Origin of the sequence: Pseudomonas sp. B26(2017) (assembly GCF_002113045.1) — a bacterium.
GTDB lineage: Bacteria > Pseudomonadota > Gammaproteobacteria > Pseudomonadales > Pseudomonadaceae > Aquipseudomonas.
The window spans coordinates 221,799-238,766 of sequence record NZ_NEJJ01000002.1; the positions used below are offsets into that span (position 1 = coordinate 221,799).

The 16,968-nt window shown below is 61.0% G+C and carries 15 protein-coding genes; 9 read left to right on the top strand and 6 right to left on the bottom strand.

Translation table 11 applies throughout. From position 1 onward, the window contains the following. Nucleotides 1-36: 36 nt before the first annotated feature. Nucleotides 37-1,035 (bottom strand): AraC family transcriptional regulator, encoded by a 999-nt coding sequence (locus tag CAF79_RS04015; protein ID WP_085696734.1) that lies wholly within the window; start codon nucleotides 1,033-1,035, stop codon nucleotides 37-39. Nucleotides 1,036-1,398: 363 nt separating this feature from the next. Here CAF79_RS04015 and CAF79_RS04020 point away from each other — a divergent pair, with 363 nt between their 5' ends. Continuing rightward, nucleotides 1,399-1,803, top strand: coding sequence for a hypothetical protein (locus CAF79_RS04020; protein ID WP_085696735.1), 405 nt, complete (start codon nucleotides 1,399-1,401; stop codon nucleotides 1,801-1,803). Between the two features lie 68 nt (nucleotides 1,804-1,871). Here the strand turns inward: CAF79_RS04020 and CAF79_RS04025 are convergent, their stop codons facing one another. From CAF79_RS04025 to aspA, 3 genes are all read right to left on the bottom strand, one after another. Next, nucleotides 1,872-2,876: an asparaginase gene (locus CAF79_RS04025; RefSeq protein ID WP_085696736.1), complete on the bottom strand. Its 1,005-nt coding sequence runs from the start codon at nucleotides 2,874-2,876 to the stop codon at nucleotides 1,872-1,874. A 99-nt stretch (nucleotides 2,877-2,975) separates the two neighbouring features. Next, nucleotides 2,976-4,421, bottom strand: coding sequence for a sodium:alanine symporter family protein (locus CAF79_RS04030; RefSeq protein WP_085696737.1), 1,446 nt, complete (start codon nucleotides 4,419-4,421; stop codon nucleotides 2,976-2,978). Between the two features lie 442 nt (nucleotides 4,422-4,863). Beyond that, the gene (gene aspA / locus CAF79_RS04035) at nucleotides 4,864-6,288 is read right to left on the bottom strand and encodes an aspartate ammonia-lyase (RefSeq protein ID WP_085696738.1); all 1,425 of its coding nucleotides are present in this window, start codon (nucleotides 6,286-6,288) and stop codon (nucleotides 4,864-4,866) included. Nucleotides 6,289-6,468: 180 nt separating this feature from the next. Between aspA and CAF79_RS04040 the strand changes: the two genes are divergently transcribed. The 5 genes from CAF79_RS04040 (at nucleotide 6,469) to CAF79_RS04060 (ending at nucleotide 10,171) form a co-directional block, all read left to right on the top strand. After that, nucleotides 6,469-7,377, top strand: a complete 909-nt coding sequence (locus CAF79_RS04040; RefSeq protein WP_085696739.1) for a LysR substrate-binding domain-containing protein — start codon at nucleotides 6,469-6,471, stop codon at nucleotides 7,375-7,377. Nucleotides 7,378-7,589: 212 nt separating this feature from the next. Then, complete coding sequence (gene purE, locus CAF79_RS04045; RefSeq protein ID WP_007954291.1) at nucleotides 7,590-8,081, top strand: 5-(carboxyamino)imidazole ribonucleotide mutase; 492 nt, start codon at nucleotides 7,590-7,592, stop codon at nucleotides 8,079-8,081. A 10-nt stretch (nucleotides 8,082-8,091) separates the two neighbouring features. Continuing rightward, nucleotides 8,092-9,174, top strand: a complete 1,083-nt coding sequence (locus tag CAF79_RS04050) for a 5-(carboxyamino)imidazole ribonucleotide synthase (RefSeq protein ID WP_085696741.1) — start codon at nucleotides 8,092-8,094, stop codon at nucleotides 9,172-9,174. Nucleotides 9,175-9,285: 111 nt separating this feature from the next. Then, nucleotides 9,286-9,531 carry a GlsB/YeaQ/YmgE family stress response membrane protein gene (locus tag CAF79_RS04055; protein ID WP_085696742.1) on the top strand — a complete coding sequence of 82 codons (246 nt, stop codon included), beginning with the start codon at nucleotides 9,286-9,288 and terminating at the stop codon, nucleotides 9,529-9,531. Nucleotides 9,532-9,634: 103 nt separating this feature from the next. Continuing rightward, nucleotides 9,635-10,171: a DUF3299 domain-containing protein gene (locus CAF79_RS04060; RefSeq protein ID WP_085696744.1), complete on the top strand. Its 537-nt coding sequence runs from the start codon at nucleotides 9,635-9,637 to the stop codon at nucleotides 10,169-10,171. 48 nt (nucleotides 10,172-10,219) lie between these two features. Here the strand turns inward: CAF79_RS04060 and CAF79_RS04065 are convergent, their stop codons facing one another. Both CAF79_RS04065 and CAF79_RS04070 read right to left on the bottom strand, forming a co-directional pair. Then, nucleotides 10,220-11,119 (bottom strand): D-hexose-6-phosphate mutarotase, encoded by a 900-nt coding sequence (locus tag CAF79_RS04065; protein ID WP_085696746.1) that lies wholly within the window; start codon nucleotides 11,117-11,119, stop codon nucleotides 10,220-10,222. Between the two features lie 57 nt (nucleotides 11,120-11,176). Then, a complete protein-coding gene (locus CAF79_RS04070; RefSeq protein WP_085696748.1) occupies nucleotides 11,177-11,581 on the bottom strand; it encodes an acyl-CoA thioesterase in 405 nt (134 codons plus the stop codon). Nucleotides 11,582-11,959: 378 nt separating this feature from the next. Between CAF79_RS04070 and CAF79_RS04075 the strand changes: the two genes are divergently transcribed. The 3 genes from CAF79_RS04075 (at nucleotide 11,960) to CAF79_RS04085 (ending at nucleotide 16,956) form a co-directional block, all read left to right on the top strand. Beyond that, nucleotides 11,960-13,258 carry an MFS transporter gene (locus CAF79_RS04075; protein ID WP_085696749.1) on the top strand — a complete coding sequence of 433 codons (1,299 nt, stop codon included), beginning with the start codon at nucleotides 11,960-11,962 and terminating at the stop codon, nucleotides 13,256-13,258. A gap of 238 nt (nucleotides 13,259-13,496) precedes the next feature. After that, on the top strand, nucleotides 13,497-14,498 hold the full coding sequence (locus CAF79_RS04080; RefSeq protein ID WP_085696751.1) for a phosphate ABC transporter substrate-binding protein PstS: 1,002 nt from the start codon (nucleotides 13,497-13,499) through the stop codon (nucleotides 14,496-14,498). A 424-nt stretch (nucleotides 14,499-14,922) separates the two neighbouring features. Continuing rightward, nucleotides 14,923-16,956 (top strand): ABC transporter permease subunit, encoded by a 2,034-nt coding sequence (locus tag CAF79_RS04085; RefSeq protein WP_170929696.1) that lies wholly within the window; start codon nucleotides 14,923-14,925, stop codon nucleotides 16,954-16,956. The last annotated feature ends 12 nt before the right edge of the window (nucleotides 16,957-16,968 follow it).

Consider the following 16,968-nt stretch of genomic DNA (forward strand, 5'->3'; position numbering starts at 1 on the left):
GCCAAAAATGCTGACCTGATATCGCCCCTGGACGGTTTAACCGTGTGGACGGAACTGACTCGGCGCCACGCCGCTCCAGCGCACGAACGCATGGCGGAAGCTCGCGGTTTCGCTGAAACCCAGGGTTTCGGCGATGCGGTAGATCGGCAACTGGTCCTCGCACAGCATCTGTTTGGCTCGCTCGAAACGCAGTTCGTCGAGCAGTTCCTGATAACTGCAGCCCATGTCCTTCAGGTGCCGGCGCAAGGTGCGCGGCGAGCAGTTCATCTGCTGCGCCAGACCTTCCAGCCCCGGTGCGGCGTTGAGTTGCGCGCTGAGCAACTGACGAATCCGCCCCAGCCACGCCTGACGACCGGTGAACTCGGTGTTCTGCTTGCGGCAGCGCTCGGCCATGGCCTGGTGGGTGATGATGTCGGCCAGCGGCAGCGGCTGGTCGAGCCAGCGCCGGTCGAAGGCGAAAGCATTGTCCTTGGCGCCGAAGTGCACAGGTGCCTTGAAGTGTTCGGCGTAGCTGTCACGATAATCTGGCGCGGTGTGCTCGAAGCGGGTGGCGAGCAGCGGTAGCGGATGACCGAGCAAGTCATCGCAGATGACTTTCAGCGACACCAGACAGAACTCGGCATTGAACACCGCCATTGCCGGGCTCTCGCGGTAATCGGCGGCGACGAACCAGACGCGCTCGCCGTCGTCTTCCAGGCTCAGTTCGAAAAGTGTTCCCAGCAGCGCCGGATAACGGATCGCCAGCCGCAAAGCGTCACCGAAGGTGGCACAGGTCAGCAGCGCGTAACCGAGGATGCCGTAGCAGGAAACATGCATGCGCCGGCCCAGTTCCAGGCCAATGTCGTGCTTGAGCGCGACCGCGTTGGCGCAGACCTGCATCTCCTGATTGGTGGTGATGCGGGTGTCGGCCCGGCTCAGATCCGCCGCGCTGATACCGCTGCCGGCCAGCAGCGCTTCGCTGGACAGGCCTTGATCCCTGAAGGTGTTGAGCACCAGGGCGACGGCGTTGAGGGTGGTGAGGTGGGAGTGGAGCATCGAGGACTTCCAGCCTTGGGGATACCGGAATAATGAGCAAATTGTGTGCCGCCAGCATGCCTGCATTAATCAAGCGATGGCCCGGTTAATAACTTGTCGATGTTGATAACTGAAGTTTTATTTTTCGGTTAAGTTGAAGTTATTGCTGTTGGCACTTGAAACTTAAAATAAAAACAATCATTCGACAACTGTCAAAGTTGACAGGTTTTTCGCGAAAACGCTGCCGTTCGTCAGTTATATTGGCTGATTGAAAACATTTTTTTATTTGTCGTGTTGATATTTGACTGCCAGTGGGTCTGTTGCTAGTTTCGATTGTAAGTGCACTTGTTGTTTTGAGGTTCCAATAAATTTCGGAGAACGGCTATGGATAACAATGGTTCGCAGGTCAACAACACCCGATCTTCAGCGGCTTCCCTGCCGAAGGGCATGATCAGAGGGCTTTTGGATGGTGGGAACTTTGCGCTACCTGGATTGCGCCTCGATAAAGAAGGCGTTGCTCTAGTGTTTGCTGACTATGACGGCCAAAGTTTCAAGAACAAAATCACGCTGCTGGTAAAACAAGAATACCTGGGCACGGAAGTTAAAATTCCGGAGCACGCACATTTCGAGATTACGACGGACGAGGTTTTGTATCTCGATGGGGTAGGGACAGTAAAGCTGGAGCGTGTAACGGGGTTTCCGTGGATGGCGTTCAAAGGTATCGTCAGTGTTGATTTCGACAATGGAAAAAGGAAGTTTGCGGGAAGTTTTGATTTGGCTGAAGAGTAATTGTTGGTGCAGGCTCTCCCTGGGGAGGGCCTGCTTGTTTCAGGCATCAGATCGCAGGTTTGTGTTACTCAGAGCAGTTCCCCGCACAAGTCCAGTTCCATCAACCGGCGAACCTGCGCGACATCCAGTCCTGCGCCGAGCAATGCATTCAACTTGCCGAATGCCGCCTCACGGGTCATCCCGCCGCCGGACAACACGCCAACCCCGCGCAGACGGCTGCCGGCTTCGTAGACATCCAGCTCCACACCGCCCTCATGGCACTGCGTAACCGCAACCACGACCACGCCGTTATTGCGCGCCCGATCAAGGCTGGCCAGGAACGCCGGGTTATCGCTCGGCCCGGTGCCGCTGCCGTAGCACTCCAGCACCAGACCCTGGATGCCGCTGTCGAGCAGGCCGTCGATGATCTCGGCGCCGATGCCCGGGAACAGCGGCAGCACGGCAACCCTGGCCAGTTGCTTCGGCTGGTTGTAGTTCAGCGCGGCCGGCAGGGAAGTGGCTTTCACGCCACCGCCCTGACGCTCCAGACGTTTGAACGGATGACGGCCGAAGCTGCGCACTTTTGCGCAACGGGTCGGGGCCAGCAGTTCGCCGTGGAAATACAGATGCACGCCCGGTGCCAGGCCCTGGCCGAGGGCGACCAGCGCGCCGCTGAGGTTTTCCCAGGCGTCGCTGTCGGTGACCCCGGCCGGCAGCATCGAGCCGGTGAAACACACACGGGCATGCAGGCCGAGCAACTGGAAACTCATGGCGGCGGCGCTGTAGGCCAGGGTGTCGGTGCCATGCAGGATCAGCACGCTGTCGCAGCCCTGCACATCAACGGCGTCGACCACCGCTTCACGCAGTTGCTGCCAGTAGGCTGGAGTCATGTTGGCGCTGTCGATCAGCGGCGACATCTCGCGAAAGCGCCACTGCGGTACCACCAGCTCAGGCTGGCTGTGCAGGTAGTCGCGCATCCGCGCTTCGAAACCGGAGGCCGGGGCCAGGCCATTGGCGCTGGCTTGCATGCCGATGGTGCCACCGGTGTACAGCACCATGACGTGCTGGGCGGCAGGGTAGGTCGAGGAATTCATGGGGAGTTCTCCTGAGCGAGGACAGCAGGCGGTCGAGCATGACGCCGACCGCTGCCTGTGTCACGCCGGGCGCAAGAGCTGCGCCCGGTTTTTACCCGATCAGCGTTGCGCTGCCGGGATGCCTTGCGGCTGAGTGTTGGCCTGGGTGTCGGCCGACGGATTGGCAGGCCAGGCTTTGAGGTCCAGATCCAGGTCGCTGAACTTGCTGGAGTCGAACACTGGTTGGTCGACGCCGGCGCGGCGCTGCGCATCGTAGTCGCGCATCACGCGCATGCCGACCTTGAACAGCATGGCCAGGGCCATCAGGTTGACGAAGGCCAGGCAGGTCATGGTGATGTCGGCGAAGGCGAACACGGTCGACAGATCCTGCATCGAACCCCAGACCACCAGGGCCAGTACCAGACCGCGGAACGTCATCAGCACAGCGCGGTTGCGGGTGAGGAATTGCAGGCTGTTTTCGCCCAGATAGTAGTTGTAGAGGATGCAAGTAAAGACGAACAGCGACAGCGCGACGCTGACGAACAGGCGGCCCCAGTCACCGACCACGGCGGCCAGCGAGTTCTGGGTCAGGACGATGCCGTCACCTTCGAACCCCGGGGTGTAGAAGCCCGACAGCAGGATCAGCAGCGCGGTGCAGGTGCAGATCACGAAAGTATCGAGGAACACGCTGAACGCCTGAACCACGCCTTGAGCGCCAGGGTGCTTCACGGCGGCCACGGCGGCGACGTTCGGCGCACTGCCCAGACCGGCTTCGTTGGCGAATACGCCACGCTTCACGCCCATGACGATGGCGCTGCCAAGCAGGCCGCCGAAAGCCGGGTCGAGGCCGAAGGCACTCTTGAAGATGGTTTCCAGCATGGCTGGCACGTGTTCGATCTGGGTGCCGATCACGTACAGGGTCACGCCGATGTAGGCCAGGGTCTTGATCGGTACCAGCAGGTCGGACACCGAGGCAATACGCTTGATGCCACCGATGAAGGTAATGGCCAGCAGCACAGCCAGGACGATGCCGGTGTGTTGCGGGTCAAAGGCAAAGGCGTTTTGCAGCGAGTGGGTCACGGTGTAGGACTGCAGGCCGATGAAGGCGAAGCCGTAGGTGACCAGCAGCAGAATCGAGAACACCACCGCCATGCCTTTGAGTTTCAGGCCGTGCTGGATGTAGTAAGCCGGACCGCCACGGTACAGGCCGTCGCCGTCGGCGCGCTTGTAGACCTGGGCCAGGGTGCATTCGAAGAAGCTGCTGGACATGCCGACCAGAGCGGTCACCCACATCCAGAACACCGCACCCGGACCACCGAGGGTCACGGCGATGCCGACACCGGCGATGTTGCCCGCACCGACGCGGCCGGCAAGGCTGAGCATCAGGGCCTGGAACGAACTGAGCTGCCCGGCGTTGCCTTTGAGGCTGTCGCGGAACACCGCGAACATGTGGAAGAAGTGGCGCAATTGAACGAAACGCGAGCGAATCGTGAAGTAGCTACCGAGCCCGACAATGAGCACGATCAGTACTTTCCCTGAGAGGAAGTCGTTGATGACTTCGAGCATGGATTTTTCCTCGCTGTTTATTGTGTAAGCAAATGCTGGATGGTCGGAAACATCGCGTTACACCGGTGTGCGCGCGGCACAACGGGCGAGGCGAGGGTTTCGTCCCGGATCCATATCGCGGGTTTGTTATTAGTTCGGGTTTCGCATGGGTTATGGCCTCGTTACCGACGACCGCTCACGCGAAGAGGGGCGGCACTATACCGATCAGTGCGGCGCCCGTCTGCACGGTTGTGGTGCAAGCGACGAAACGAAGCTTTGAAACACCCGACGTTACCGGCGTCGGGCTTGTCTGGGAGCCGGTTTGCGGCCAGCTTCCATACATACGGTTCTCAGGTTCAAACAGTTAAAAAAAAGGGCTCGGGGAATGCTCCCCAAGCCCTCAAAAGGTGAGAGGTGTCTAGTCCCTCGACCTGGTGAGCGGTGCTACAAGTAACGCGTCGGATCAGGCCTTCAGAGGCACCAGACGCGGAGCAATCATGTTTTCCGGGCGCAGGATGTCGGCGAGCATGGCTTCGTCGAGCAGACCTTCTTCGCGCACCAGTTCCAGCACGCCGCGGCCGCTTTCAAGGGCGATACGGGCGATGCGGGTGGCGTTTTTGTAGCCGATGTACGGGTTCAGTGCGGTGACCAGACCGATCGAGTGTTCGACCAGTTCACGGCAGCGCGCTTCGTTGGCGGTGATGCCGACGATGCAGTGCTCGCGCAGCATGTCCATGGCGCGTTGCAGCAGACGGATCGAGTCGAGGATCTTGAAAGCGATCAGCGGCTCCATCACGTTCAGTTGCAGTTGGCCGCCTTCGGCTGCCATGGTCAGCGCCAGATCGTTACCGATGACCTGGAAGGCCACCTGGTTCACGGCTTCCGGGATGACCGGGTTGACCTTGCCTGGCATGATCGAGCTGCCTGGCTGACGCGCCGGCAGGTTGATTTCGTTGATGCCGGTGCGCGGGCCGCTGGACAGCAGACGCAGGTCGTTGCAGATCTTCGACAGCTTGACCGCGGTGCGCTTGAGCATGCCGGAGAACAGCACGAAGGCGCCCATGTCGGAGGTGGCTTCGATCAGGTCGGCGGCTGGAACCAGCGGCTGACCGCTGATCAGCGCCAGACGCTTTACGGCCAGGGCCTGATAGCGCGGGTCGGCGTTGATGCCGGTGCCGATCGCGGTGCCGCCCAGGTTCACTTCGGTCAGGACTTCCGGAGCCAGTGTTTTGAGACGGGCCAGGTCTTCGCTCATGGTGGTGGCGAAGGCGCGGAACTCTTGACCCAAAGTCATCGGCACGGCGTCTTGCAGCTGGGTACGACCCATCTTCAGGACGTGGTTGAACTCTTCACCCTTGGCCGCGAATGCCTGAATCAGGCTGTCGAGGCTGGCCAGCAGCGCGTCGTGACCCAGCAGCAGACCCAGACGGATCGCGGTCGGGTAGGCGTCGTTGGTCGACTGCGCCATGTTCACGTCGTCGTTCGGGTGCAGGTACTGGTACTCGCCCTTCTGGTGACCCATCGCTTCCAGCGCGATGTTGGCGATCACTTCGTTGGCGTTCATGTTGGTGGAGGTACCGGCGCCACCTTGAATCATGTCGACCACGAACTCTTCGTGGAAATCACCGCGGATCAGACGTGCACAGGCTTCGCTGATGGCAGCGTGCTTGGCTTCGCTCAGGTGGCCCAGCTCACGGTTGGCGTCAGCGGCGGCCTGTTTGACCATCGCCAGACCGACAACCAGCTTCGGGTAGTGCGAAATCGGAACGCCCGAGAGGCGGAAGTTGTTCACCGCTCGCAGGGTCTGGATGCCGTAATACGCTTGAGCAGGGACTTCGAGGGCGCCAAGCAGGTCGTTTTCTGTGCGGAATGATGCAGCGGAGGACATGATAGAAATCATCTCGATATGGACCCGGTCTGTGCCGGAACGCTGCGAATGCTAGGCTTGTGGGAGTTTTTGGGCCAATGCTGTTAAACACTGCCCTATGCACATTCGGCATAATGCCCGTGTGACGCCGCGTGCGCGGCAGACGTGTGACCTGTTTTGGTGCGTGTCCGGGAGGACGTGATGAATCTGGAAAGCAAATGGCTCGAGGACTTCAGTGCTCTGGCCGCCACCCGCAGCTTCTCGCAGGCGGCCGAACGGCGCTTCGTGACCCAGCCGGCGTTCAGTCGGCGGATCCGCAGCCTGGAGGCAGCACTGGGCCTGACGCTGGTCAACCGCTCGCGTACGCCGGTCGAGCTGACAGCGGCGGGGCAACTGTTCCTGGTGACCGCGCGCACCGTGGTCGAGCAGCTCGGTGAAGTGCTGCGCCATCTTCATCATCTGGAAGGCGGGCAGGGCGAAGTGATCCAGGTCGCGGCGGCGCACTCGCTGGCCCTCGGTTTTTTCCCGCGCTGGATCGCGCAACTGCGCAACGAAGGCCTGAACATCGCCACGCGGCTGGTGGCGACCAACGTCGGCGACGCAGTGCACGCGCTGCGTGAAGGTGGCTGCGATCTGATGCTGGCCTTCTATGACCCGGACGCGGCCATGCAGATGGACCCGGAAATCTTCCCGTCGCTGCACCTGGGCCAGACCGAAATGCTTCCAGTGTGTGCGGCGGATGCCAACGGCAAACCGCTGTTCGATCTGGAAGGCGAGGGCAGTGTGCCGTTGCTGGCGTACAGCGCCGGGGCGTTTCTCGGGCGTTCGGTAAACGGTTTGCTGCGCCAGCGTCAGCTGCGCTTCACCACCATCTATGAAACCGCCATGGCTGACAGCCTTAAAAGCATGGCCCTGGAAGGCCTCGGCATTGCCTGGGTTCCGCAGTTGAGTGTGCGGAACGAACTGGCCCGGGGCGAACTGGTGATCTGCGGCGGTCCGCAATGGCATGTGCCACTGGAGATTCGCCTGTACCGCTGTGCGCTGGTGCGCAAGGCTAATGTGCGGTTGTTGTGGCGCAAGCTGGAAGGCGGTGCCGCACAATCTTCCTGAATGCGCTGGCGCTGACCTTTGAGTCAATAAAACCGGGGCTTTGGCTCATTTGACAGATGGTCGCAACGGGGGCTGTTTATTGCTTTCTTTGCGGTATACTGCGCGGCCTTCGGCCGGTTCGTCCGGCCATTTTTCCTACAACAAGCCACGCATCCTGCGTGGCTTGTTGTTTTTGACGCGCCTGCGGGCGCCCAGAGAGAAGAGGCGCGACGATGAGTGCACTGGTTGGCGTGATCATGGGCTCCAAGTCCGATTGGTCCACCCTTAGCCACACCGCCGATATGCTGGAAAAGCTCGGCATCCCTTACGAGGTCAAGGTGGTTTCCGCCCATCGCACCCCGGATCTGCTGTTCCAGTACGCCGAAGAGGCTGAAGGCCGCGGCATCGAGGTGATCATCGCCGGTGCCGGTGGCGCAGCCCACCTGCCAGGCATGTGTGCGGCCAAGACCCACCTGCCGGTGCTGGGCGTGCCGGTGCAGTCGGCCATGCTCTCGGGCGTCGACTCGCTGCTGTCGATCGTGCAGATGCCGGCCGGTATTCCGGTTGCCACTCTGGCCATCGGCAAGGCGGGCGCGATCAACGCCGCGCTTTTGTCGGCGAGCATTCTGGGCGCCAAGCATCCACAATTCCACGCGGTACTGAAGACCTTCCGTGCCGAGCAGACAGACAGCGTCCTGGACAATCCAGACCCACGTATTGCCTGAGGTTGTTGAGATGAAGATCGGTGTAATCGGTGGCGGCCAGTTGGGTCGCATGTTGGCCCTGGCGGGCACCCCGCTGGGCATGAACTTCGCTTTCCTCGACCCTGCGCCGGACGCTTGCGCCGCTGCGCTGGGCGAACACCTGCGGGCCGATTACGGCGATCAGGATCATCTGCGCCAATTGGCCGATGAAGTCGATCTGGTGACCTTCGAGTTCGAAAGCGTCCCGGCCGAAACCGTGGCCTTCCTTTCGCAATTCGTACCGGTCTACCCGAGTGCCGAAGCCCTGCGCATCGCTCGCGACCGCTGGTTCGAAAAGAGCATGTTCAAGGACCTGGGGATTCCGACCCCGGCATTCGCCGACATCCAGTCGCAAGCCGACCTTGATGCCGCCGTCGCTTCGATCGGTCTGCCGGCCGTGCTGAAAACCCGCACCCTGGGTTATGACGGCAAGGGCCAGAAAGTCCTGCGCAAGCCGGAAGACGTGGTCGGTACGTTCGCCGAACTGGGCAGCGTGCCTTGCCTGCTGGAAGGCTTCGTGCCATTCACCGGTGAAGTGTCGCTGATCGCCGTGCGCGCCCGCGATGGCGAGACCAGGTTCTATCCGCTGGTGCACAACACTCACGACAGCGGCATCCTCAAGCTGTCGGTCGCCAGCTCCGATCACCCGCTGCAGGCGCTGGCCGAAGACTATTCCAGCCGCGTGCTCAAGCAGCTGGATTATGTCGGCGTGATGGCGTTCGAGTTTTTTGAGGTCGACGGTGGCCTCAAGGCCAACGAAATCGCTCCGCGCGTGCACAACTCCGGGCACTGGACCACCGAAGGCGCCGAGTGCAGCCAGTTCGAAAACCATCTGCGAGCCGTTGCCGGTCTGCCGCTGGGTTCGACTGCCAAGGTCGGCGAGAGCGCGATGCTCAACTTCATCGGCGTCGTGCCGCCGGTGGAGAAAGTCATCGCCATCGATGATTGCCATCTGCATCACTACGGCAAGGCCTTCAAGGCCGGGCGCAAGGTCGGTCACGCCAATCTGCGCTGCAAGGACAAGGCGACTCTCGAGCAGCAGATCCTCAAGGTCGAAGCGCTGATCGCCGAGTAACGACAGTTTCATCTGGCAGCGGCGGAACCATTAAGGGGCCGCCGCTCTCTCATGGCAGGATGCCAAAGTCTGACTAGGCTTGGGCATATCTACTATTCAGAGGGAAATGCCATGGGAATTATCGGAACCATCTTTATCGGCCTCATCGTCGGCCTGCTGGCGCGGTTCCTGAAACCGGGCGATGACAGCATGGGCTGGATCATGACCATCCTGCTCGGTATCGGCGGTTCGCTGGCAGCCACTTACGGCGGCCAGGCCCTGGGCATCTATCAGGCGGGTCAGGGCGCAGGCTTCATCGGCGCGCTGGTCGGCGCGATCATCCTGCTGGTGATCTACGGCCTGATCAAAAAGAACTGATCCAAAGCGACAAAGCCCTCTCTGCCAATCCGGCGGGGAGGGCTAGAATGCTCGGCGATTCAGCGTTCCCTCCTTATTCGAGCATCCTTTACCGAGCACCTCCATGCGCCGTCTTCTATTGACTCTCCTTTTGCTGGGCAGCGGTCTGGCTCACGCCGGCGATCTGCCGGAAACCGACTGGCTGGAACTGATGCCCAAGTCGGATCAGAAAGCCCTTGAGGCCATGCCTGAAATCGACCACAACTCCCCGGAAGCCACCGGCACCTTCACCCAGAAAGGCGGGATGAAGCAGGCCAAGGGCTTGCCGGCGGTGATGTATTCGACCAAGACCGTGGCGTCGATGAACGACAAGCACATCCGTATCGGCGGTTATCCGGTGCCGCTGGAGTCCGACGCCAAGGGGCGCAGCACGTTGTTCTTCCTCGTGCCGTATCCGGGCGCGTGCATTCATGTGCCGCCACCGCCGCCGAATCAACTGGTGCTGGTGCGTTATCCAAAAGGCTTGAAGTTGGATGACATCTACACGCCGCTGTGGGTGACCGGCACGCTGAAGATCGAAAAGGTCAGCAATGACCTGGCCGATGCGGCGTATGCGCTGGACGCGGACAAGGTGCGGGTGGTGCAGGAATCGGATCTGTAATTGCGACCCGCAAAAAAAATCGCAGCCCCAGGGCTGCGATTTTTGTTTTCAGAGGGGCTGGCTACCGACGCTCACACCCAGGGTGTGGCTGGCATCCGGCGCCAGGTTCATCACATCGTTCATCACGTTCGCCGTCTCGATGCACAGCATGCGTTGCCAGCCGTCGTTATCCATGTCGCTGAGCGCGGCGGCGCGGTCGATCCACGGGTTCCAGATCACCGCCGTGCGTGAGCCGGTGGTGTTCAGCACGATGCGTCGTTCCCAGGCTGGGTCGATGATGCTCAATTGCGGTGGGGCGTCGAGGTAGATGCGGTCGGTTTCTGCGGCGAAACGCAGATCGCCTTGCTGGGTGTGAGTCTTCCAGTCATCCAGGGTCTCGATGTAGTCCAGGCCATCCACGCCTTCGACGCGCACGTTGCGCACATCGCTGACCGCAAAATAGCTGTGCAGCGCCTGACTGATGCTGACGGTTTCGGTGCCACGGTTGTGGCTGGTCAGGCTGATGTGCAACTGATCGTCGAGGCGCAGGGTCAGGGTCAGGTCGACCTGATGCGGCCATTCCGCAAAACCGCCCTCGGGGTAAGGCAGCTTGAATTCCACTTTCAGGCTTTCGCCTTCGGCTTCGATGCCGCCCAGTTCCCAATCCATCGCCCGGACAAATCCGTGGGCCCCGGCCGGTTCTTCGCTCGTGCGCATCGCCTGCACGCTCTGCGGGTTGCGGGCGAAGATGCCGAACCACGGCCAGCACACCGGCACGCCGGCGCGGATGCTCTTGCCGGTCTTGAACACGGCCTTGTCGTTCAGCCAGATCAGTGGCGGCTGGCCGTCTACCTGATAACTGAGGATGTGCGCGCCTTGCTGGGCCACCAGCACTTCGGCCTGACCGTGGCGGATGCGCCAGCAGTTCAGTTCATCCAGTTTCACGGCTTCAACGTTGGGCGTGTTCATGGGGCAACTCTCGATCAGCAACTTGGACGACTATCGACCGTGAAACGGCCGCGAGGTTTAACAGGCGCGCGGCGGAACCGAACGGGTGCGACCGCTGCCATCGATGGCAACGAACACGAACACGGCTTCGGTCACTTTACGCCACTCGCTGGACAGCGGGTCGTCGCTCCACACCTCGACCATCATCTGGATCGAGCTGCGGCCGATTTCCAGGGTCTGGGTATAAAAGGACAATTGCGCGCCGACAGCCACCGGCACCAGAAAAGCCATGCGGTCGATGGCGACGGTTGCGACACGGCCACCGGCGACGCGGCTGGCCATGGCAGTGCCTGCCAGGTCCATCTGCGCCACCAGCCAGCCGCCGAAAATATCGCCGAAGCCGTTGGTTTCGCGGGGAAGTGCGGTGATTTGCAGGGCCAGGTCGCCTTGCGGGATCGGATCTTCTTGTTCGAGCTCTATCATGCCTGGGGTGCCTCTGACCCGTGACTCTTCGTTGGGTATTGCTGGTGGTAGCCGTCTTCGGGAAAAACGATTCAGCACCGAACATACTACGTTCGTCACGTTTTCCATCAGGCGCCTAAGGAGAAACTCTGCGAAACCGGCTAATCCCGAGCAAGGGTCGGGCCAACGGCGTTTTCGCACAGCAACCCCTTACAAACCGGAGCAAGGTTGCGAGTATATCGGTCGGTAGACTCCGCGACGACCGTCCGGTTCTCATTTCGACCGGCAAATACGCGTCTCTATGTGCTTTTTCGAACAATTTGCTATGGTGCCGAACCTGCCCGAGCCACAGCCAGCGTTGTTGTGGCGGCAGATCCGACTATAAGAGAAGACCTTGCCATGACCACAGCGCCCTCGAGCCTCGCGCAGCCCGACCAACCCGCACGACCGTTGACCCGCAATGACTACAAGACTCTGTCGCTATCGGCCCTGGGGGGCGCGCTGGAGTTTTACGATTTCATCATCTTTGTGTTCTTTGCCACCGTGGTCGGCAAATTGTTCTTCCCGGCTGACATGCCCGAGTGGCTGCGCCTGATGCAGACCTTCGGCATCTTCGCCGCCGGTTACCTCGCGCGGCCGCTGGGCGGGATCGTGATGGCGCACTTCGGCGACCTGCTGGGGCGCAAGAAGATGTTCACCCTGAGCATTTTCATGATGGCCGTGCCGACCCTGATCATGGGCCTGCTGCCGACCTACGCGCAGATCGGCCTGTGGGCGCCGATCCTGTTGCTGTTGATGCGGGTGATCCAGGGCGCAGCGATTGGCGGTGAGGTTCCGGGGGCGTGGGTCTTCGTTTCCGAACACGTACCCGGCAAGCACATCGGCTATGCCTGCGGCACTCTGACCAGCGGCCTGACCGCTGGCATCCTGCTCGGCTCGCTGGTCGCCACTGCGATCAACAGCATCTATACGCCAACGGAAGTTTCGGATTACGCCTGGCGGATCCCGTTCCTGTTGGGTGGCGTGTTCGGCCTGTTCTCGGTCTACCTGCGTCGCTGGCTGCATGAAACTCCGGTGTTCGCCGAACTGCAACAGCGCAAGGCGCTGGCAGAAGAAGTGCCGCTGCGTGCAGTGCTGCGTGACCATCGCGGGGCCATCGCCGTGTCGATGCTGCTGACCTGGCTGCTGTCCGCCGGGATCGTCGTGGTGATCCTGATGACCCCGACCGTGCTGCAAACGGTCTATCACTTTTCGCCGACCACCGCGCTGCAATCCAACAGCCTTGCCATCGTCTTCTTGAGCTTTGGCTGCATCATTTCCGGCGCACTGGCGGATCGCTTCGGTGCCGGACGCGTATTCGTGGTCGGTTGCACGGCGCTGCTGGCCAGCTCCTGGACCTTCTATCACAGCCTCGCCGATCACCCGGACTGGCTGTTCCCGCTGTATGCGCTGACCGGACTGCTGGTCGGCACCATCGGCGCGGTGCCGTATGTGATGGTGAAAGCGTTCCCGCCGGTCGTGCGCTTCAGTGGTTTGTCCTTTTCTTATAACGTCGCTTACGCAATCTTCGGCGGCCTGACCCCGATGGTCGTCAGCCTGCTGCTGAAAGAAAGCGCGATGGGGCCTGCCTACTATGTAGCGGTGCTGTGCGGGATGGGGATCCTGGTCGGCGCGTGGTTGTGGAGCAAAGGTCGCTAAATTCCCCTCACGCTGATCGTTCCCACGCTCTGCGTGGGAATGCATCCCGTGACGCTCCGCGTCACGTCTTGAAGCGGACGCGGAGCGTCCATGGCGGCGTTCCCACGCAGAGCGTGGGAACGATCTGTCACGACATGCTGGCCTTTCATCCAATTGTCATATTTCAGCCATAGAGTGTTCACACGGCCTGCTGATACTTGGCTCCGACTTAACACACCCTATCTGCTAGGAGTAAGGCATGAAACTGAAGCGTTTGATGGCGGCAATGACTTTTGTCGCTGCTGGCGTTGCGACTGCCAACGCGGTTGCCGCTGTTGACCCTGCTATCCCGAGCTACACCAAGACCACTGGTGTGTCGGGCAACCTGTCCAGCGTCGGCTCCGATACCCTGGCCAACCTCATGACCCTCTGGGCTGAGAACTACAAAAAAGAATACCCGAACGTAAACATCCAGATTCAGGCTGCAGGCTCCGCCACTGCGCCACCTGCGCTGACTGAAGGCACCTCCAACCTGGGCCCGATGAGCCGCAAGATGAAGGACACCGAACTGGCGGCCTTCGAGCAGAAATACGGCTACAAGCCAACCGCTATCCCGGTTGCCGTGGACGCCCTGGCTGTATTCGTGCACAAGGACAACCCGATCCAGCACCTGACCATGGAACAGGTTGACGCGATCTTCTCGTCCACCCGTCTGTGCGGCGCCAAGACCGACGTGAAAACCTGGGGTGACCTGGGCGTGACCGGCGACCTGGCCAACAAGCCGGTTCAACTGTTCGGTCGTAACTCGGTATCCGGCACTTACGGCTACTTCAAGGAAGAAGCCCTGTGCAAAGGCGACTACAAGCCTAACGTCAACGAACAGCCAGGCTCGGCTTCGGTTGTGCAGTCGATCAGCTCCTCGCTGAACGGCATCGGTTACTCGGGCATCGGCTACAAGACCGCCAGCGTGAAAACCGTTGCTCTGTCGAAGAAAGGCAGCACTGACTTCATCGAAGACAGCGAAGAAAACGCCCTGAACGGCAAGTACCCGCTGTCGCGTTTCCTGTACGTATACGTCAACAAAGCCCCGAACAAGCCTCTGGCCCCGCTGGAAGCCGAGTTCGTGAAACTGGTTCTGTCGAAACAGGGTCAGGAAGTGGTCGTGAAAGACGGCTACATCCCACTGCCAGCCAAGGTTGCTGCAAAAGCACTGGCTGACCTGGGTCTGAAGGAAGGCGGCGCTGAAGTCGCAAAAAAGTAACAAACTGAGTCAGGGGTGAACCCCGCCTGACTCATGTGTGGGGCCCGGCCCGCAAGCGGCCCGGCCCCCACACTTCCCGAATTCTTCTATCCACTGCCAGTGCCCTGCTGGCGGCGGATTTGGTGCGTCACTGCATTGTCATCTTTCTGTCATACAGGATCGCTAGGGTGTGCGCATGAATGATCTGGCCAATTCCAAAATGACTACGAACCCTCCCAAGCGCATTGACTTCAATACGCCTGAGTTGCAACGCAAGCGCCGCATTCGCGCGCTCAAGGATCGCTTCACCCGCTGGTACGTCCTCGTCGGCGGCCTGGCGGTGCTGGCAGCCATCACCCTGATCTTCTTCTTCCTCGCCTATGTGGTTGCGCCGTTGTTCAAAGGTGCTGACCTGACCGCGAAAGATGCAATCACCCCGGCCTGGATGCAGGACGCCGGCAAGCCGCTGATGATTTCGCTCGAAGAGCAGAATCAGGTGGCCATGCGCGTTTCCGACAAGGGCCAGGCGCTGTTCTTCGACATCGACAGTGGCGCTGAATTGAAGCGCGTCGATCTGCCTTTGCCGGCAGGCACCAGTGTGACCTCCATCGGCGAAGACCAGCCGGGCCATCCGCTGGTGGCCGTGGGCCTGTCCAACGGTCAGGCGCTGGTGTTCCGTCACACCTATAAAGTCAGCTACCCGGAAGGCAAGAAAACCATCACCCCGGCGATCGAGTTCCCGTACGGCGAAGCGCCGATTGCGCTGAACGAGAGCGGCGGTGCACTGGAGCACGTCAGCCTCAACGCCACCGACTCGACCCTGATGCTGGTCGGCTCCACCGGTTCGCAACTCAATGTGCTGTCGCTGACCAGCGAAGAAAACATGATGACCGGCGAAGTCACCAACGAGCAGAAGCGTATCGATCTGCCGCAGATGACCGAGCCTGTGAAAAACATCTTCGTCGACCCGCGCCAGCAGTGGCTGTACGTGGTCAACGGGCGTGCCCAGGCCGACGTGTTCAGCCTGCGCGACAAGAGCCTCAACGGTCGCTACAAATTGCTGGAAAACGGCGAAGCCGAAGTCACCGCCGCCACCCAACTGGTGGGTGGCATCTCGCTGATCGTCGGCGATTCCAAGGGTGGCCTGGCCCAGTGGTTCATGGCTCGCGACACCGATGGCGAGCTGCGCCTGAAGCAGATCCGCACCTTCCAGATGGGCACCACGCCGATCGTTGAAATTACCGCTGAGGAGCGTCGCAAAGGCTTCCTGGCCCTGGACGCCAGCGGCAAGCTCGGCGTGTTCCACAGCACCGCGCATCGCACCCTGCTGGTCGATCAGGTGGTCGAAGGCCAGGGCCTGTTCGGTCTGTCGCCACGGGCCAACCGCGTGATCGTCGAAGCCGGCGGCAAGCTGCAACCGCTGCTGCTCGACAACCCGCACCCGGAAGTGTCGTGGAGCGCGCTGTGGAGCAAGGTCTGGTACGAGAACTACGACGAGCCTAAATACGTCTGGCAATCGACTGCGGCCAACACCGATTTCGAGCCGAAACTGAGCCTGTCGCCACTGACTTTCGGCACCCTGAAAGCCGCGTTCTACGCGATGCTGCTGGCTGCTCCGCTGGCCGTCGCCGCTGCGATCTACACCGCGTACTTCATGGCCCCGGGCATGCGCCGCAAGGTCAAGCCGGTGATCGAGCTGATGGAAGCGATGCCGACGGTGATCCTCGGCTTCTTCGCCGGTCTGTTCCTCGCACCGTATGTGGAAGGGCACCTGCCGGGTATCTTCAGCCTGCTGATGCTGCTGCCGATCGGCATTCTGCTCGCCGGGTTCACCTTCAGCCGCCTGCCTGAATCGATCCGCCTGAAAGTCCCGGACGGCTGGGAAAGTGCGCTGCTGATCCCGGTGATCCTGTTCGTGGGCTGGCTGTCGCTGTACATGAGCCCGTTCATGGAGAACTGGTTCTTCGGCGGTGACATGCGCCTGTGGATCTCCCACGACCTGGGCATCACCTACGACCAGCGCAACGCACTGGTGGTCGGTCTGGCCATGGGTTTCGCGGTGATCCCGAACATCTACTCGATCGCCGAAGACGCCGTGTTCAGCGTCCCGCGCGGCTTGACCCTGGGCTCGCTCGCCCTCGGTGCCACGCCGTGGCAGACCATGACTCGCGTGGTGATCCTGACCGCCAGCCCGGGCATCTTCTCGGCGCTGATGATCGGCATGGGCCGTGCGGTCGGCGAAACCATGATCGTGCTGATGGCCACCGGCAACACCCCGGTCATGGAAATGAACCTGTTCGAAGGCCTGCGCACCCTGGCCGCCAACGTCGCGGTGGAAATGCCGGAGTCGGAAGTCGGCGGCAGCCATTACCGCGTGCTGTTCCTCTCGGCGCTGGTGCTGCTGCTGTTCACCTTCATCATGAACACCCTCGCGGAACTGATTCGTCAGCGTCTGCGCAAGAAATACTCGTCGCTTTAAGAAAGGTAGAAG

What these genes read in the sequence shown, in the direction of transcription:
- CAF79_RS04015 (WP_085696734.1), bottom strand. Translation starts at nt 1,035, where the DNA reads ATGCTCCACTCCCACCTCACCACCCTCAACGCCGTCGCCCTGGTGCTC.
- CAF79_RS04020 (WP_085696735.1), top strand. Translation starts at nt 1,399, where the DNA reads ATGGATAACAATGGTTCGCAGGTCAACAACACCCGATCTTCAGCGGCT.
- CAF79_RS04025 (WP_085696736.1), bottom strand. Translation starts at nt 2,876, where the DNA reads ATGAATTCCTCGACCTACCCTGCCGCCCAGCACGTCATGGTGCTGTAC.
- CAF79_RS04030 (WP_085696737.1), bottom strand. Translation starts at nt 4,421, where the DNA reads ATGCTCGAAGTCATCAACGACTTCCTCTCAGGGAAAGTACTGATCGTG.
- aspA (WP_085696738.1), bottom strand. Translation starts at nt 6,288, where the DNA reads ATGTCCTCCGCTGCATCATTCCGCACAGAAAACGACCTGCTTGGCGCC.
- CAF79_RS04040 (WP_085696739.1), top strand. Translation starts at nt 6,469, where the DNA reads ATGAATCTGGAAAGCAAATGGCTCGAGGACTTCAGTGCTCTGGCCGCC.
- purE (WP_007954291.1), top strand. Translation starts at nt 7,590, where the DNA reads ATGAGTGCACTGGTTGGCGTGATCATGGGCTCCAAGTCCGATTGGTCC.
- CAF79_RS04050 (WP_085696741.1), top strand. Translation starts at nt 8,092, where the DNA reads ATGAAGATCGGTGTAATCGGTGGCGGCCAGTTGGGTCGCATGTTGGCC.
- CAF79_RS04055 (WP_085696742.1), top strand. Translation starts at nt 9,286, where the DNA reads ATGGGAATTATCGGAACCATCTTTATCGGCCTCATCGTCGGCCTGCTG.
- CAF79_RS04060 (WP_085696744.1), top strand. Translation starts at nt 9,635, where the DNA reads ATGCGCCGTCTTCTATTGACTCTCCTTTTGCTGGGCAGCGGTCTGGCT.
- CAF79_RS04065 (WP_085696746.1), bottom strand. Translation starts at nt 11,119, where the DNA reads ATGAACACGCCCAACGTTGAAGCCGTGAAACTGGATGAACTGAACTGC.
- CAF79_RS04070 (WP_085696748.1), bottom strand. Translation starts at nt 11,581, where the DNA reads ATGATAGAGCTCGAACAAGAAGATCCGATCCCGCAAGGCGACCTGGCC.
- CAF79_RS04075 (WP_085696749.1), top strand. Translation starts at nt 11,960, where the DNA reads ATGACCACAGCGCCCTCGAGCCTCGCGCAGCCCGACCAACCCGCACGA.
- CAF79_RS04080 (WP_085696751.1), top strand. Translation starts at nt 13,497, where the DNA reads ATGAAACTGAAGCGTTTGATGGCGGCAATGACTTTTGTCGCTGCTGGC.
- CAF79_RS04085 (WP_170929696.1), top strand. Translation starts at nt 14,923, where the DNA reads ATGCAGGACGCCGGCAAGCCGCTGATGATTTCGCTCGAAGAGCAGAAT.